The sequence below is a fragment of the Streptomyces fuscigenes genome, assembly GCF_021556455.1.
GTDB classification, from domain to species: domain Bacteria; phylum Actinomycetota; class Actinomycetes; order Streptomycetales; family Streptomycetaceae; genus Streptomyces; species Streptomyces fuscigenes.
This window is the reverse complement of sequence record NZ_JAKGCV010000093.1, coordinates 1-15,888: the sequence shown is the minus strand read 5'-3', so window position 1 is coordinate 15,888 and position 15,888 is coordinate 1. Positions and strand designations below refer to the sequence as shown.

Annotated in this window: 15 protein-coding genes and 1 pseudogene; 7 read left to right on the top strand and 9 right to left on the bottom strand. The window is 73.5% G+C overall.

Annotated elements, in window-relative coordinates; all coding sequences use genetic code 11:
- On the bottom strand, positions 1-400 hold a 400-nt coding region (locus L1885_RS11100), incomplete at its 3' end, for a GntR family transcriptional regulator (protein ID WP_235796885.1).
- Between the two features lie 301 nt (positions 401-701).
- Positions 702-2,072 (bottom strand): aspartate aminotransferase family protein, encoded by a 1,371-nt coding sequence (locus L1885_RS11095; protein ID WP_235796884.1) that lies wholly within the window; start codon positions 2,070-2,072, stop codon positions 702-704.
- A gap of 380 nt (positions 2,073-2,452) precedes the next feature.
- Between L1885_RS11095 and L1885_RS11090 the strand changes: the two genes are divergently transcribed.
- Positions 2,453-5,470 (top strand): serine/threonine-protein kinase, encoded by a 3,018-nt coding sequence (locus L1885_RS11090; protein ID WP_235796883.1) that lies wholly within the window; start codon positions 2,453-2,455, stop codon positions 5,468-5,470.
- A gap of 157 nt (positions 5,471-5,627) precedes the next feature.
- Positions 5,628-6,383, top strand: coding sequence for a hypothetical protein (locus L1885_RS11085; RefSeq protein WP_235796882.1), 756 nt, complete (start codon positions 5,628-5,630; stop codon positions 6,381-6,383).
- 22 nt (positions 6,384-6,405) lie between these two features.
- Here the strand turns inward: L1885_RS11085 and L1885_RS11080 are convergent, their stop codons facing one another.
- The gene (locus L1885_RS11080) at positions 6,406-7,464 is read right to left on the bottom strand and encodes an aldo/keto reductase (RefSeq protein WP_235796881.1); all 1,059 of its coding nucleotides are present in this window, start codon (positions 7,462-7,464) and stop codon (positions 6,406-6,408) included.
- 166 nt (positions 7,465-7,630) lie between these two features.
- On the opposite strand from L1885_RS11080, the gene L1885_RS11075 reads away from it, so the two are divergent.
- Positions 7,631-8,044 (top strand): MerR family transcriptional regulator, encoded by a 414-nt coding sequence (locus L1885_RS11075; RefSeq protein WP_235796880.1) that lies wholly within the window; start codon positions 7,631-7,633, stop codon positions 8,042-8,044.
- Positions 8,045-8,081: 37 nt separating this feature from the next.
- Here the strand turns inward: L1885_RS11075 and L1885_RS11070 are convergent, their stop codons facing one another.
- Positions 8,082-8,417, bottom strand: coding sequence for a hypothetical protein (locus L1885_RS11070; RefSeq protein WP_235796879.1), 336 nt, complete (start codon positions 8,415-8,417; stop codon positions 8,082-8,084).
- Positions 8,418-8,643: 226 nt separating this feature from the next.
- Here L1885_RS11070 and L1885_RS29140 point away from each other — a divergent pair.
- From L1885_RS29140 to L1885_RS11060, 3 genes and pseudogenes are all read left to right on the top strand, one after another.
- Positions 8,644-8,760: pseudogene (locus L1885_RS29140) on the top strand (transcriptional regulator); the annotation flags it as partial.
- Positions 8,761-8,819: 59 nt separating this feature from the next.
- Complete coding sequence (locus L1885_RS11065; RefSeq protein ID WP_308117306.1) at positions 8,820-9,479, top strand: DUF5753 domain-containing protein; 660 nt, start codon at positions 8,820-8,822, stop codon at positions 9,477-9,479.
- On the top strand, positions 9,476-9,727 hold the full coding sequence (locus L1885_RS11060; protein ID WP_235796878.1) for a DUF397 domain-containing protein: 252 nt from the start codon (positions 9,476-9,478) through the stop codon (positions 9,725-9,727). The genes L1885_RS11065 and L1885_RS11060 overlap by 4 nt, the downstream gene beginning before the upstream one ends.
- 90 nt (positions 9,728-9,817) lie before the next feature.
- On the opposite strand, the gene L1885_RS11055 is transcribed toward L1885_RS11060, so the two are convergent.
- Complete coding sequence (locus L1885_RS11055; RefSeq protein ID WP_235796877.1) at positions 9,818-11,101, bottom strand: adenylosuccinate synthase; 1,284 nt, start codon at positions 11,099-11,101, stop codon at positions 9,818-9,820.
- 157 nt (positions 11,102-11,258) lie between these two features.
- On the opposite strand from L1885_RS11055, the gene L1885_RS11050 reads away from it, so the two are divergent.
- Entirely contained in the window at positions 11,259-12,113 is an 855-nt protein-coding gene (locus L1885_RS11050; RefSeq protein ID WP_235796876.1) for a diacylglycerol kinase, read from the top strand.
- 257 nt (positions 12,114-12,370) lie between these two features.
- Here L1885_RS11050 and L1885_RS11045 read toward each other — a convergent pair whose 3' ends face one another.
- The 4 genes from L1885_RS11045 to L1885_RS11030 form a co-directional block, all read right to left on the bottom strand.
- Positions 12,371-12,955, bottom strand: coding sequence for a Uma2 family endonuclease (locus tag L1885_RS11045; RefSeq protein ID WP_235796875.1), 585 nt, complete (start codon positions 12,953-12,955; stop codon positions 12,371-12,373).
- A 249-nt stretch (positions 12,956-13,204) separates the two neighbouring features.
- Positions 13,205-13,864, bottom strand: a complete 660-nt coding sequence (locus L1885_RS11040; RefSeq protein ID WP_235796874.1) for a response regulator — start codon at positions 13,862-13,864, stop codon at positions 13,205-13,207.
- Complete coding sequence (locus L1885_RS11035; protein ID WP_372481915.1) at positions 13,861-15,177, bottom strand: sensor histidine kinase; 1,317 nt, start codon at positions 15,175-15,177, stop codon at positions 13,861-13,863. The genes L1885_RS11040 and L1885_RS11035 overlap by 4 nt, the downstream gene beginning before the upstream one ends.
- 153 nt (positions 15,178-15,330) lie before the next feature.
- The coding region (locus L1885_RS11030) for an alpha/beta hydrolase family protein (protein WP_235796873.1) at positions 15,331-15,888 on the bottom strand (558 nt) is incomplete at its 5' end.

Here is a 15,888-nt window from a genome sequence, read left to right as displayed (position 1 = left end):
CGGGCCGGCGGTCGGCCGCGGGCGCCGCGGTGGCCGCGTGGGCGTCGGGGGCGGGCCTGCCCGTCGCCGCGCAGTCGCCGGACGCGGGCAGCGTCTGCTCCAGCTTGCGGAAGACGCCGTCCTCCAGGAGGGACCGCGCCTCGACCATGCCGCGGAAGTCCGCGAGCGAGAAGGCGTGCACGCGGAAGCCCTTGTGCTGGTCGGAGTCGAGGAGCCCCTGCGCCGCGAGGTCCACCAGCGCCTCGCGCACCGGGGTGGCCGAGACGCCGTACTGCTCGGCGATCGTCCGGACGGTGAACTCGCGCCCCGGCAGCAGCCTGCCCGCGAGGATCTCGTCACGGAGCGCGTCCGCGATCTGCTGCCGCAACGTGTGCCGGGTCACGGTCGCGCCGTCGGGCATGGTCGGTGTGCGTCCCCTCGTCCGGTCACTCCGCGCCCCGGCGGCCCCTGCGGCCGCCTCGCGGAAAAGGCTCCCGTCACAGTAAAGCCTCTGGCGGGGCCGCACCGAAGGGGACCGGACGGGAACCGGAGAGGACCGGACGAGAACCGCAGGGGCCCGGCCGGGGAGGGGCGGGGACGGCGCGACGCCGGGGCGAGGACGGACGCGATGGCCGAGAACCGGCCACCGCGCGGTGTCACTTTCCGTCACTCGCCGAGCCCGTGCCGGCCGGTCGCCGCCCCGGCGGCGGACGCGGTCGCCGTCAGACCGTGTGCTCGTCGGCGATCGCCAGGGCGGCGTCCAGGGCCGCCAGGCCCTCCTTGGCCTCCGCCTCGGAGATGGTGCAGGGCGGGACGGCGTGGGTGCGGTTCATGTTGACGAAGGGCCACAGGCCGTTCTTCTTGCAGGCCGCGGCGAAGGCGGCCATCGGCGCGTTCGCCTCGCCCGCCGCGTTGTACGGCACGAGCGGCTCGCGCGTCTCCCGGTCCCGTACGAGTTCCAGGGCCCAGAACGCGCCCATGCCGCGCACCTCGCCGATCGAGGGGTGCCGCTCGGCGAGCTCGCGCAGGCCCGGGCCGAGGATGCTCCCGCCGAGCTCCGCGGCGTGCTCCACGACCTTCTCCTCGTCCATCACCCGGATGGTCGCGACGGCCGCCGCGCACGCCAGCGGGTGCCCGGAGTACGTCAGCCCGCCGGGGAACGGCCGCCGCGCGAAGGTCTCCGCGATCGCGCCGGAGATGGCGACACCGCCCAGCGGCACGTATCCGGAGTTCACGCCCTTGGCGAAGGTCAGCAGGTCGGGCACGACGTCGAAGTGCTCCGTCGCGAACCACTTCCCCGTACGGCCGAATCCGGCCATCACCTCGTCCGCGACGAACACGATCCCGTACCGGTCGCAGATCTCGCGCACGCCCGTGAGGTAACCGGGCGGCGGCGTCATGATCCCGGCCGTGCCGGGGACGGTCTCCAGGATGATCGCCGCGATCGTGGCGGGGCCCTCGTAGCGGATCGTCGACTCGAGGTGTTCGAGCGCGCGGGCGCACTCCTCCTCCTCGTTCGACGCGTAGAACGGGGAGCGGTAGAGGAACGGCGCCCAGAAGTGCACGACCCCGGCGGCCCCGCTGTCGTTGGCCCAGCGGCGCGGGTCGCCGGTCAGGTTGATCGCGGTGGTCGTCGAGCCGTGGTACGAGCGGTACGCGGACAGCACCTTCGGACGGCCCGTGTGGACCCGCGCCATCCGGATCGCGTTCTCGACCGCCTCGGCTCCCCCGTTCGTGAAGAAGATCTTGTCGAGGTCGCCCGGCGTGCGCTCGGCGATCAGGCGGGCCGCCTCGGACCGCGCCTCCAGCGCGAAGGCGGGCGCGAACGTCGTGAGCCTGCCCGCCTGCTCCTGGATCGCCGCGACGACCTTCGGGTGCTGGTAGCCGATGTTCGTGAAGACGAGACCGCTGGCGAAGTCGAGGTAGCGGTTGCCGTCGTAGTCCCAGAAGTACGAGCCCTCGGCGCCGGCGACGGCGAGCGGGTCGATCAGTTCCTGCGCGGACCAGGAGTGGAAGACGTGCGCGCGGTCCGCCGCCTTGACGGCGGCTCCGGCCTGCGGGTCCGGTGCGGCATGAGGGGTCACAGGGGTCATGGCGCCAGGGTAGGGAGGCGCGGGGCCCGTCCGGTATCGCCACCTTGTATGGAGTGGACCACTTTCCTGGGCAGGGTGTCGCGGGCGGGGCCGCGCGCTCCCCAGGGACGCTGCCCGAGCGGGGTCGCCCACTCCCCCGGGGCGCTGCCCGGGCGGGGCGGGCCCGATGCTCCCCCGAGGGCTGCCGGCCGTGCGGGCCGGCTCGTGCCCCCGGGGCGGCGCGAGGGTACCGTCCGACCGGCGGAAAGGTTTCACCTCTCCGCCACACTTCCCCCGCCGAGCCCGGGATTTGGTAGGCATGGCAGTCTCCTGCAGGACAGGGGCCCGTGCCCCGCGTCGCACGGGACACGTCATCGGGTACGGGGAGGGACCGCTCGGTCATGGACAAGCTCGCAGCAGGGGACCCGCGCAACATCGGTCCGTACCGGCCGCTGGCGCGGCTCGGCTCCGGCGGACTCGGCCAGGTCTTCCTGGCCCGCTCGGGCGACGGCCACACGGCCGCGGTCCGCCTGATCCGCAGGGAACTGGCCGATCAGGCCGCCTTCCGCGAGAGCCTGCGGCAGGAGGTGGCGGCGGCCCGGCGGGTCGCCGGCGCGTGGACCGTGCGGGTCGTGGACGCCGACCTGGACGCCGACGAGCCGTGGGTGGCCTCGGAGTACATCGCGGGCCCGACCCTCCTGACGCTCGTGTCCGGCGACGGCCGCGGCGGCGGCGCGGACCGGGCCGGCACGCGCCCCGGTCCGCTGCCCCCTCGTTCCGTGCGCGTACTCGCCTCCGGCCTGGCGCACGCCCTGCGCGACATCCACGCGGCGGGCGTCGTCCACCGCGACCTCAAGCCGTCCAACATCCTCATCACCGAACAGGGCCCGCGCGTGGCCGACTTCGGCATCGCCCGCGCGCTGGACGCGGCCACCCAGGGCGGGCAGCGGCTGACGGGCGCCCTCACCGGCTCGCCGGGCTTCATGTCGCCGGAGCAGGTCCGCGGCGAGACGGCGACACCCGCGGGCGACATCTTCAGCCTCGGGTCCGTCCTCACGTACGCGACGACGGGGCGCCTCCCCTTCGGCGCCACCGACAGCAGCCCGCACGCCCTCCAGTTGCGCATCACGCAGGAGGAGCCCGACACGACGGGCCTGACCCCCGGCCTCGCCCAGCTCGTACGGGAGTGCCTGCGCAAGAATCCGGCCGAGCGCCCCTCGACGAACGCGATCCTGGACCGGGTCGGCGCGCCCGATGCCACAGACGGCGCGTGGCTCCCGGGCGGCGTACTGGCCGACGTCGGGCAGCACACGGTCCGGCTGTCGTCGGCCCGGTCCGCGGCCGCGGCGGGCGCCCCGGAGGCCGACGCGGGCAGCACGGCCGGGACCGCCGGCACCGCTGCCGGAGCGAACCCCGGGGCCGGGACCGCGGGCAGGGACGGGAAGGGCGGGGACGGCACGGACAGCGCGGTCGGCGCGGTCGGCACAGACGGCTGGTCGGCCGCCGGCGACACGGCCATCGCCGGCCCGGGCGCCGCCGCGGCAGCGGCAGTGGCAGCGGCCGGGAACGCGGCGACGGTGAACGAAGCCGCCCCGCCCGCCTCCCTTCCGGGGGCACCCGTCCCGCCCGGGACGCCCGTCGCCTCCTCCATCTCGACCACCCGTCCGGCGACCCCCACCCAGGGCCCGTTGCCCGGCGCGCCCGACGCCTCCGGCACACCGGGACCGCCCGCGGCACCCGCCGCTGAGGCAGCGACGGATCCGGCAGGTGCGGCACACGGGCAGACGCAGGTACCGCCTCCGGGCTCCGGTCCGGCCACCACGCGGCTCAGGCCGGTGACCGGCGCGACGGGCACGGAGCCGGGCGCCGCGACGGCGGGGGATCCGTCGCATCCGGGAGCCGGCCCGGGACCGTCGACACAACGGCTGCGGCCGATCACGGCCGCGAGCCCGCAGGCGGCCTCCCCGCTTCCCGGCTTCTCCTCGCCGACGCCGCAGGAACACCAGCAGTACCAGCCCCACCAGCCGCACCAGCAACCGTCCCCGGAACAACAGCCCCACGCACAGGCACACGCCCAACCGCAGCAGCCGCACGCACAACCACAGGCGCAGGACCAGTCCCAGGCCCAGCCGCCGTCGGGTGCGGAGCAGTTCCACCAGGGGACCGGCGCCCCCTGGCCCCCGCTCGGCCCGCAGTCCCAGCCCGGCGCACCGTCGGCGGGCGCAGCGGCTCCCGATGCGCAGGAGACGTCCGTACTGCCCGCGTACGGCTACTCCCAGCCGCAGCCGGAGGTGTCACCGCAGCAGCCCTACGCGTACCACCCGTACCAGCAGCCCGAACAGCAGCAGTACGGCGGGGCCGAGGCCCAGGGGTGGACCCAACACCCCCAGGCCCAGCAGCCCCAGCAGCAGTACGGAACGCAGCAGCCCCACCAAGCACAGCAGACACAACACACGCAGCAGACACACCAGGCCCAACACACGCAGCAGGCACAGCAGCAGTACGGTTATCCGCAGGCCGAGTCGGGCCCGGCCCAACCAGGGGCCGCATCGGGTTACTCGGCGGGATCGGGATACGGATATCCCTCGCCCCAGCCGTACCAGCAGCCCCAGCCCTACCAAGCGCAGCTCCCGTCGCAAGCGCCCCAGCACAACCCGTCCCCGGCGCCCGCACCGGCGCCCGGTTACGGCTACCCGCCCCAGCAGCCGTCCCCGCAGGACGCCGGCGGCGTACTGCCCCCGCCCACCGGGCCCGGCTTCCCTTCGTACGACTCCGGGTTCGGTCCCGACCGGCGGCCCGACCCCGACCTCGACGCCGACGAGCCGCCGCGGAGCCGGCGCGGAACGATCGCCCTGATCGCCGTCGCGCTCGTGGTCGCGGTGGGCGCGGGCGGCGCGGTCTACGGGGTCATGAACGGCGGCGGCTCCAAGGACGGCAAGGCCGCGGGCAGCGTGAGCCCGAGTTCCGCCGGGACGGGGGGCCGCTCGGGCTCGGCCCCCTCCGCCGCGACGACTCCGTCGGACTCGGACTCCGCGTCACCGTCCACCTCCCCCTCGGCGAAGGGGGACGTCCCGCAGGACTTCGTCGGCACGTGGAGCGGCGGCATACAGACCAAGGACGGCTTCAGCCCCCGCACGCTGGTGATCCGGCAGGGCAAGGTCGGGGACGCCGTCCTCTCCCTGACCGCGGACGGCGCGAAGAGCGGGAAGGGCGGCTACCACTGCGAGTTCAGGGCCTCCCTCGCCTCCACTCCGACCGGTGACAAGGGTCCGCTGCGCATCGGCCCGTCCTCGGTGGCGGTCGGGCAGCCCATGTCGTCCTGCACACCGGGCGCGGCCACCACGCTGAGCATCCAGCCCAACGGCAGCCTGCGCCGCGTGACGGGCACGGGGGAAGCCCTCACGTACAAGCGCCAGTGACGGTGGCGCTGACGGTCGGGGCGAGGGCGACCGCCGCCGTGAACCGGAGCGAGTGATCCACTCGCTAATGTGTGCGCCGGAACCGTATGGCCCCGCACCGTCGTGAGTGCGGGGCGGGGGTACTTGGGCATTCGTTTCCGGGCCAGGGGGCACGACGTTGAGCACGCAGCAGATCGACCCGCCCGCGCCGGGCATGCCACCGGCGGGCGCGGACCCGGCCGTCGCCGCGGACGGGAGACGCACGACGCGGCGCGGACGGCCCGCCCCGGAGGTCGCCTCTCCCGTCGACCGGGCCCCCGAAGCGCCCGGTGACCGGCCCCCCGGAGGCCCCGTCGACGGGCCCGCGCCGGACACCGCCGCCCCGCCCGTCCGGATCTTCAACAGCCTGATGTGGGCCGTCCTCGTCCCGGCCGCCGCGGTGGCGGCGGGCTTCCTGAGCCAGTACCCGTTCGGGATGCTGTACGTCGGGATAGCCGTCACGCTGGTCGTGGTCGCCAGCACCGCGGTGATCGTCGGGCTGCGCTGGGGCCGCGCCGTCACGGCGGCGCTCGCCGCGACGTGCGTCTTCGCCCTCCCGTTCTTCGCCGGCCCGAGCGCGTACGAGCTGTACGCGAAGCGGCTCGGGCACGTGGCGACCGCGACCGTGCTGCCCGGCACCCACTGCTCCGTGCGGGACGCGGACGGCACCGAGGAGCCGCTGACGCCTCGCCAGAACTGCGACGGGCAGTTCGCGCCGGGGCAGCGCGTCGTGCTCTTCCGGGACCCGTTCGGGGTGCTGCACCCGTGGGCGGAGGCGACCCGTTCGCGCGCCGTGCCCACCCGTCCGCTCGTGGTCTCCGGCGGGCTGTTCGCCCTCGCGACGGTCCTGATCCTCGCCGCGGGGGTGCGACGCCGGCCGTCCCCGACGGCCTGACCCGGCCCGGTCTCCCGGATCCTCAGGCCGTCGCCACCGCCCGTTCCCCCGCCGGCCGGCGCCGCTGCGCCACCTCCGTCAGCGACCGGGGCCGCCACGCGCCGTCCGGGTGGTAGACGTTCGTGCCCGGCGGGACGATCGCGTCGATGCGGTCCAGGACGGTGTCGTCCAGTTCGAGAGCCGCGCCCTTGAGCGCGCTCTCCAACTGCTCGGCCGTGCGCGGCCCGATGATGACCGAGGTCACCGCGGGATGCGCGGCGGGGAAGGCGAGCGCCAGCTCGGGCAGCGTGCAGCCCAGTTCGTCCGCGAGCTCCACGAGCCGCTCCACGACCTCCAGTTTGCGTTCCGTCAGCCGCAGCGCGGGATCGAACCGGTCCGGGTTGAGCCGCGCCCGCCCCACCGCCAGGTCGACGGGCCGCCCGGCCCGGTAGCGGCCCGTGAGGAACCCCGATGCGAGCGGCCCCCACGTCAGCACGCCCATCCCGTACCGGCGGCACACCGGCAGCACCGACGACTCCACGCCGCGCGCGAGGATCGAGTACGGGGGCTGCTCGGTCCGCGGGCGCGGCAGCCCGCGCCGCTCGGCCGCGTGATGGGCCTCGACGATCTCCTCGGCGGGGAACGTCGAGCAGCCGAAGTTCAGGATCTTCCCCTGCCGCACCAGGTCGGCGAGGGCCGCGAGCGTCTCCTCGACGTCTGTCGCCGGGTCGGGGCGGTGCACCTGGTACAGGTCGATGCGGTCCGTGCCGAGCCGGCGCAGGCTGTCCTCCACGGCCCGCACGATCCACCGCCGGGAGTTCCCGCCCCTGTTGGGGCCCTCGCCCATCGGGAAGTGGAACTTCGTCGCGAGCACGACGTCGTCCCGGCGCGCCCCGCGCAGCGCCTTGCCGACGATCTCCTCGGACTCCCCCGCCGAGTACATGTCGGCCGTGTCCACGAAGTTGATGCCCGCGTCCAGCGCGGCGTGGATGATGCGGACGGCGTCCTCGTGGTCGGGATTGCCGACCGCGCCGAACATCATGGTGCCGAGGCAGTACGCACTCACTTCGATGCCGGTGCCGCCGAGCGTGCGGTAGCGCATGGTGTCCTCCCCTGGTGAACGGGCGCGTTCCCGGCGCCCGCAGCGCACAGTAGGAGTTCGAGTCGACTGGAGATCAAGCCCGTTCGCGCGCGGGCGCGGCACGCGGTCCCGCGCCGCCGCCCGCGCACCCCCGCTTCGAGGGCCCGGCCGCCCGTATCCTCGGTGCATGCACCTGAGCATCGGCGAGGTCGCCGCACGGACCGGGCTCAGCGTCCACACGCTGCGCTTCTACGAGCAGGAGGGCGTCCTGCTGGACGGCGTCTCCCGCGACTCCGCGGGGCGTCGCCGGTACACCGAGAACGACGTGGACTGGCTGGACGTCTGCGTGATCCTGCGCGCGTCCGGGATGCCGCTGCCCGAGCTGCGCAGGTACACGGAGTTCGCGCGCGAGGGCGCCGGGAACGAGGCCGAGCGGGTCGAGCTGCTCCGCTCCCACCAGCGCCGGGTGGCGGAGCAGATGCGCCAGTTGCGGCAGTGCATGGACCTGATCAACCACAAGGTGGCGGTGTACGAGGACATCCTCGACGGCACGGCCGACGAGGCGTGCCACGCACCGGCGACGGGCACGGCCGCGCCCTGAACCGGACGCGGCACCCGGGCCCCGGGCCCGCGCGCAGTCAACCCAGCACCGCCATCGCCGCGTGCCGCAGCAGCAGCGGATGGACGAACCGTCCCGGTTCGAGCGGTTCGCAGAACCACGTCAGCGGCCAGGTGTGCCCTTCGAGCGCGGGCACGGGGACATAACTGAGGCCCCAGGGGCTCGCGTTGTACCGCGCCGCGCCGACCGGCCACACGCGCCGGAGCGTGCTGTCCACCGGCAGCAGGAAGTACGTGCTGCGCGCCGCGGTCGCCCGCTGGATCACCGGCCCCGGATCACCACCCGTGCACGACTCCATCATGACCGCCAGTTCCCTGCCCTCGTCGCCGTCCACGCGCACGGCGTCGAATTGCACGCCTGCCCTGCGCAGCGCATGACCGACTGCGGGAATCCACGGGTTTGATTCCCGGATATCTGGTTTCACGCCCCCATTGAAACGCCTCCCGGCTAGCGTTTCCCTCGTTCGGAACACACGGTACAAACGCGGCTGACCAGCACCCTTCGTCCCACACACGGCTGGAATTCGCGGGCCGACCGGTAGTGACCGGTTGAGGCCGGTCGAGACGAGGAGAAGGGCTGAAATGGCGCGTTCCGAGAACAAGGAAACCGCGGGAACGACCACCCGCTATGTCGCCCGCATCGCGCGCAACCTGCGCCGGCAGAAGGGGTGGTCCCAGGAGGAACTGGGCAGCAGGCTGGGTTTCACCGGCTCCGCCGTGAGCGCGATGGAGACCGGTTCGCAACGGCGAGCGATCAGATGCTGGAGGCGCTGGAACGCGTTCTCGGCGAGGGGTCCGGGATCTTCGAGGAGGCGCGGGAGTTCGTACGGCTGGACAGGTATCCGCGCAAGTTCATGGGTTTCGCCCCGCTGGAGCAGCGGTCCGTGGCCCTGTACATCTACGAGACGCATCTCATCAACGGCCTGCTCCAGACCGAGCGCTACGCGGAGGCACTGTTCAGGGGCGGCTTTCCTCCGCTGCCCGACGAACAGGTGGAGGAGCTCATCGAGGGCCGAATGGCGAGGAAGGCCCTCTTCTCCCGGCAGCCCACCGCACTGATCGAGGTGGTCGTCGACGAATCCGCGCTGCGGCGCCAGATCGGCAGCAGGGAGATCATGCGCGAGCAGTTGAAACACGTCGCGGAAATGGCAGGCCTCCGGAACGCGACCATCCAGGTGCTTCCGCTCGATGCGGGCCTCGGAGACGAATGCCCCGCGGAAAGAGGGACGCAGACGCTGATCGAGACGCTGGAGGGCGACCGGTTCGTCTACCTCGAACTCGGGGGTGAAAGTCTGCTCGTCAAGGAGATCTCGGAAGTCCGCACGTATGCTCAGCGGTATGCAAAGATCCGGGCACAGGCGCTGAGTCCGGCCGATTCGCTTTCCTTCATCGAACGACTGGCGGGAGAAGACGGATGACCAGCAGGCTGCGGTGGTCCAAGTCCAGTTACAGCAGTGACAGCGGTGGCCAGTGTGTCGAGGTGGCCCTCGCCTGGCGCACGTCCAGCCACAGCGACGGCGAGGGCGGCCAGTGCGTCGAGGTCGCCACCTGCCCGGAGGCCGTCCACGTCCGGGACTCCAAGGACGTGGGCCGGGGCTCCTTCACCGTCGCGTCCGGAGCCTGGTCCGCCTTCCTGGGCTGGCGTACCGGTCGACCCGGGCTCTGAGACGCGCCGCGGGGCCCCGCGGGCCGTACGCGTACGTACGGACACCACCGGGCCCCGCTCACTGGTCCAACCTGACCCAAACGAAAGGCCCTAGATGAACGAGTTGATCTCGATCGTCTCCGTACGGCCCGGGCCCACGCCGATCGCGGAGATCGGGGCGCCCGACATCTCCTCCAGCGCCTTCACGTAGCCCTGCGCGTTCTTCGGCAGGTCGGCGAAGGTCTTGGCCTTCGTGATGTCCTCCGACCAGCCCGGCAGGTACTCGTAGATCGGCTTCGCGTGGTGGAAGTCGCTCTGGCTGTAGGGGAGTTCCTCGACGCGCTCACCGTCGATCTCGTATGCCACGCACACCGGGATCCGCTCCCAGCCGGTGAGCACGTCGAGCTTGGTGAGGAAGAAGTCCGTCAGGCCGTTGACGCGGGTCGCGTAGCGCGCGATGACCGCGTCGAACCAGCCGCAGCGCCGGTCGCGGCCCGTGGTGACGCCGCGCTCGCCGCCGATGCGGCGCAGCGCCTCGCCGTCGTCGTCGAACAGCTCCGTCGGGAACGGGCCCGAGCCGACGCGCGTCGTGTACGCCTTCAGGATGCCGATGACCCGGTCGATCTTCGTCGGCCCGACGCCGGAGCCGGTGCAGGCACCGCCCGCGGTGGCGTTGGACGAGGTGACGAACGGGTACGTGCCGTGGTCGATGTCGAGCAGCGTGCCCTGGCCGCCCTCGAAGAGCACGACCTTGCCCTCGTCGACGGCCTTGTTGAGGACGAGCGTCGTGTCGGCGACGAACGGCTTCAGGCGGTCCGCGTAGGTCAGCAGTTCCTCGACGATGCGGCCGGCCTCTATGGCGCGGCGGTTGTAGAGCTTGGCGAGGAGCTGGTTCTTGAAGTCGAGCGCGGCCTCGACCTTCTGCGTGAGGATCGACTCGTCGTACAGGTCCTGGACGCGGATTCCGACCCGGTTGATCTTGTCCGCGTACGCGGGACCGATGCCCCGCCCGGTCGTGCCGATCTTGCGGGAGCCGAGGAACCGTTCCGTCACCTTGTCCATCGTCGTGTGGTACGACGTGATCAGGTGGGCGTTGCCGCTGAGCATGAGCTTCGACGTGTCGATCCCGCGCTCGTTGAGCCCGCTCAGCTCGGAGAGCAGGACGGCCGGGTCGACCACCACGCCGTTGCCGATCACCGGCACGCAGTCCGGCGACAGGATGCCGGACGGCAGGAGATGCAGCGCGTATTTCTGGTCGCCGACGACGACCGTGTGGCCGGCGTTGTTGCCGCCCTGATAGCGGACGACGTAGTCGACGGAGCCGCCGAGCAGGTCGGTGGCCTTCCCCTTGCCCTCGTCACCCCACTGAGCACCGAGCAGCACAAGTGCGGGCACAGGCGTACACCCCTTCCGGGCGGGGCATGTCCAAGGTCTGGGGGCGGCGTGCGGCACAGCCCGAACCGTCGAACCGGTTGCCCCGGAATAGACGAAGCCCCTGGCGCAATAGCGCAAGGGGCTCTTGCACAAAGATGCTACCCGAGGAAGGACCGAGGTGTCGGCTCCGGAAATCGCCGCCCACGGCACACGGCAGCAGCCACGGCAGCTCCTGGTGGTCATCGACCCGCTGGCGCGAAGAAGCGACGGCGAGTCCGTGCGCATCGCGAAAGACGTGCTGTGTGCCGGCGCTCCGGCGAAGATCTGCCTCCCCGACACTCCGGAGGAGTTCGCGCGCGCCCTGGCGCGGCGCGGCCACAGACGCCCCGTCGTGGTGGGGGACGACCAGGCCCTGCTGCGCACGGTCGCGCTGCTGCACCGCGAGCGGGAGCTCGGCACGGGCGTTCTGGCGTTCGTGCCGGTCGGCGCTCCCGCCGACCTCGTGCTCGCACGGTCACTGCGCGTGCCCGTGGGGGCGGTCGCGGCGGCCCGGGCCGTACTGGACGGCGTGGAACGCCATCTGGATCTGCTCGTCGACGACAGCGACGGCGTGGTGCTCGACGGGCTGCACGTCCCGGCGCTGCCCGAGGCGGCCGACGCGGCCCGCCCCGCGGGCCCGGCGGTGTGGCGGGCGTGCCGCTCGCTGGTGCGGGGCCTGGTGCGGCCCGTTCCGGCGCCGGGCGCGCCCGCCGAGACGCACCGCCTGCGGGTGGAGGCCGACGGCGAGCTGCTCAACGACCTCGACCGCCCCGTACGGGAGGTCACGGTCCGCTCGCCGGGCGACGGGAGCGCGGAGGTGGCGATACGCCTCCCGGACGCGCGCGAGCCGCTGCTCGCCCGGGCCGGGTCGGTGACGATCTCCGGCGCGGACTTCCGCTACGGGGCCGACACCCGGGTCGCCGGGCCGGTCAGGACCCGCACCTGGACCCTGCACCCGGAGGCGTGGAGCCTGACGCTGCCGCCGGAGCGGTGAGGGCGGGACGGGAACGCGGGGAGCGGACGTCACTGTCACGTCAGCTTCTCGGCACCGCCTCCGCCGCGGCAGCGGCTAACGTGCGCCCCACCGCGGACGCCGCTCTTTGACACGGGGTGTGGACGAATGCGGTCGGCGAGGCCGCGGCCCCTCTTCCCTGAGCCGGGTCGCGGCCCGCGTCGCGGGTGGCGGCTCTGTGCCCGCCCACGCGGCGGCGCCGGCGCGTCGGCGGACGAGGCCCTTCGCAGATCGACGCGTCAGCGGACGTAGTCCTTGAAGATGTCGGTGGCGAACGAGAACCCGACGGGTTCGGGGAGGACGACCCGGTCGCCGAACGGGACCACGTCACGGTGCCGGTACACCCCCTTGACGGGATCGGGCACGCTGTGGACCGTCGTCATGCGGGCGTCGCGATCGATCAGCAAGTACACCGGGATACCGGCTTCGGCGTACGCGGAGGGTTTCTCCACGCGGTCCCGTGCCCCGGTGTCGGCGTCGTACGAGGTCACTTCGAGGGTCATGAGGACCCCCTCCGGCTCGGCCCATTCTCCCTGGCCCGCGAAGTGGGCCACCGGCGCGAGCGAGCCGTCGGGACGGGCGCGGCCCGTCCGGTACTTCTCGATCTTCAGGCCCTGCATGGTGTCGAGGTCGAGGTCGGGACGCGCCCGCATGCACTGCCGCAGCAGCCACATGACGATCGCACCGTGGTCCCCGTCGGCCATCTTCGTCTGTCCGATCCGTCCGCCGATGAGTTCGAGCCCGACGGTCTCCGGCTGCGCCGCGGCGAGCTCCTCGAACTCGTCCACGGTCATCCGGGGCTTGTGATCGGCCATGGCGGTCATCGTGCACCCTCCTGTCGGGCGGACACCAGCCCGACGCTCCCGCCGCACGCGCGCAGGCACCTGCCGGGGCGTTCACCCGGAGGTCGGCCCGCCCCACCGCTCTCCGGCACCGCACCAGGGACCCGACAACACCCCGGAGGCCCCCGCGCTCCTCGCGAACCCGTCCCCCGCCGCGGCTCCGGCGCCGGGACCGCCGGGACCGCCGGGACCGCCGGGACCGCCGGGACCGGAGGCCACCCGGGGCCGCCCCTACCCCGGAGTGACGAGCCGCGCCTCGTACGCGAAGACCGCCGCCTGCGTGCGGTCGCGCAGGCCGAGCTTCACCAGGATGCGGCTCACGTGCGTCTTGATCGTAGACTCGGCGACCACCAGGTGCTCCGCGATCTCGCCGTTGGACAGGCCCTGCGCGATCAGGACGAGCACTTCCGTCTCGCGCTCGGTCAGCTCCCCGACGCGGGCCGACGTCGGCGCCCGGGGCGTGTCAGCGAGCTTGGAGAACTCCGTGATCAGCCGGCGCGTGACGGTCGGCGCGAGCAGTGCCTCGCCCGCCGCGACCACCCGTACGCCGTCCGCGAGCTGCCGGGCGGAGGCGTCCTTGAGCAGGAAGCCCGACGCCCCCGCGCGCAGCGCCTGGTAGACGTACTCGTCGAGATCGAAGGTCGTCAGGATCAGCACCTTGGCTTCGGTGTCGGCGGCGACGATCTCGCGCGTCGCGTCGATGCCGTTCATCTCCGGCATGCGGATGTCCATCAGCACGACGTCGGGCCGCAGCTCGGCCACGCGGGCCACCGCCGCGCGCCCGTCGACGGCCTCGCCGACCACCTCGATGTCCGGCATCGCGTTCAGCAGGACGGAGAACCCCTCGCGGACCATCATCTGGTCGTCCGCGATCACCACCCGGATCGTCATGCCCCGGCCTCCGCCGTGTCCTCGGCCGCCGGCACCGGGAGGAACGCGGCCACCTCGTAGCCGCCCTCCGGTGTCGGTCCGGCCGTCATCTCGCCGCTCAGCATGGCGACCCGCTCCCGCATGCCCGTCAGCCCGTGGCCCGCCCCGGGGGACGGCTTCACGAGTCCGCGGGCCGGCGTGTTGACGACCCGCAGCCCGAGGCCCCCGAGGACGTAGCCGATCTCGACGCTCGCCGTGGAGCCCGGCGCGTGCCGCAGCGCGTTGCTCAGCGCCTCCTGCACGATCCGGTACGCCGACAGCTCGACGCCCTGCGGCAGCGCCCGCACCGCGCCGGTGACGGTCTTGTCCACCGTCAGCCCGGCGTCGCGGACGTTGGCCATCAGCCCCTCCAGCTCGGCGAGCGTCGGCTGCGGGGCGTCCGGCGCCTGGTAGTCCTCCGCCCGTACGACCCCGAGCACGCGGCGCAGCTCCCGCAGCGCGGCGACCGCGTTCTCCCGGATCGTGACGAAGGCCTGCTCCAGCTCGGGCGGCGGGTTCTCCACCCGGTACGGGGCGGCCTCCGCCTGGATCGCCACCACGGACATGTGGTGGGCGACGACGTCGTGCAGTTCCCGGGCGATGGTCGTGCGCTCCTCCAGCAGGGTGCGGCGGTCCCGCTCGACCGCCGTCACGCCCTGCTGCACGGCCACCTCGTGCCGCGCCGAGGCCCGCGTCTGCGCGACGGCCACCACCAGCAGCGCCACCGCCATCAGCACGAGCACCGGGCCCGCGTCCGACCCGTAGTCGCCGAAGACGTCCCCGAACAGGCCGTACGCCGCGGTGATCAGCCACATCCACAGCGCGGTGCGCGGGCGGGTGCGCGCCGCGACCACCGTGACGACCACGACGTGCGCGGTCATGACGCCCGCGTCGATCGACAGCCCCCCGTAGGAGGGGCCGGCCAGCAGCCCGAGCACCACCAGCTCGGCCAGCGACACCCACCAGGCCAGCACCGGGCGCAGCAGGGTGAGCACGACGGCCGCCGCGGGCACCAGCGCGAGGACGGAGCGCGAGGTGTCCAGCGCGAACACGAGGGTGATCAGCGCCGCGAAGAGCACGACCGCGTGCGGGGTCCATGCCGCGTACGGGCGCAGCAGGCGCGGCACGCGCCGGGCTATCGGCCCGTCCAGGCGCATCGGCGGCAGCGGCCGGGAGGTGAGGACGCCGGTGAGCAGGTCCTCGCGCAGCCCGCTCATCAGGTCGCGCGCCATGCGCATCTCGGGCCCGTCGGCCGGCCCGGCTCCGCCTTCGGTGTTCCTGGCTGTTTCGGTCACACCGCAACGGTAGGGGGCGCGCGGCGGTGTGCCGTCCGGCGCGATGCTGATCCTGCGGCGTCCGTCCCAGGTACTACGCGGGGTACGGGCGGCGCCGCCGCGGAGGCCGCGAGCGGCTTGGCCGGGCCGCCCGCGGGCGTCACCGCGATGCCGCTACCAGGCCAGCTGGGCGATCTCCTCCGCGACCACCGCGCACGCGTCCGCCGCCGGGTCCAGCGGCGGGAAGTGGCCGACGTCCTCCAGCAGCGTGAGCCCCACCGTCTCGCCGGCCCGCGACGCGGCCGCCACGAACGACTCGGCGATCCCGTAGGGCACCGTGGTGTCGTCGCGTCCCTGCACCACCGTGGTGGCGATGCCGGTGGGCAGCAGCAGCGCCGGATCGACGAGCTGGCTGCGGGTCTTGAACTCCTCGCCGGTCCCGAGCAGTTGCGTCACCGCGCCCTCGCACACCCCGAGCCGCGCCGCGAGTCCGAGGTCCGCGAGCGGACCGAGTGCCACCACACCGCGCAGCGGCGCGGGCTCCGCGAGCCGCCAGGGCGCGCCCTGCGGCAGCACGTGCCGGGCGGCGGCCCAGAGTGCGAGCTGGCCGCCCGCGGAGTGCCCCGCGAGGACCGTGCGGCCCGTGTCGGCCCCCGGCAGCGCCGCGGCCGCCAGCCGGGGCATCGCGTCGAGGGCGGCCGCCACGTCGTCGAACGTCTCGGGCCAGCGCCC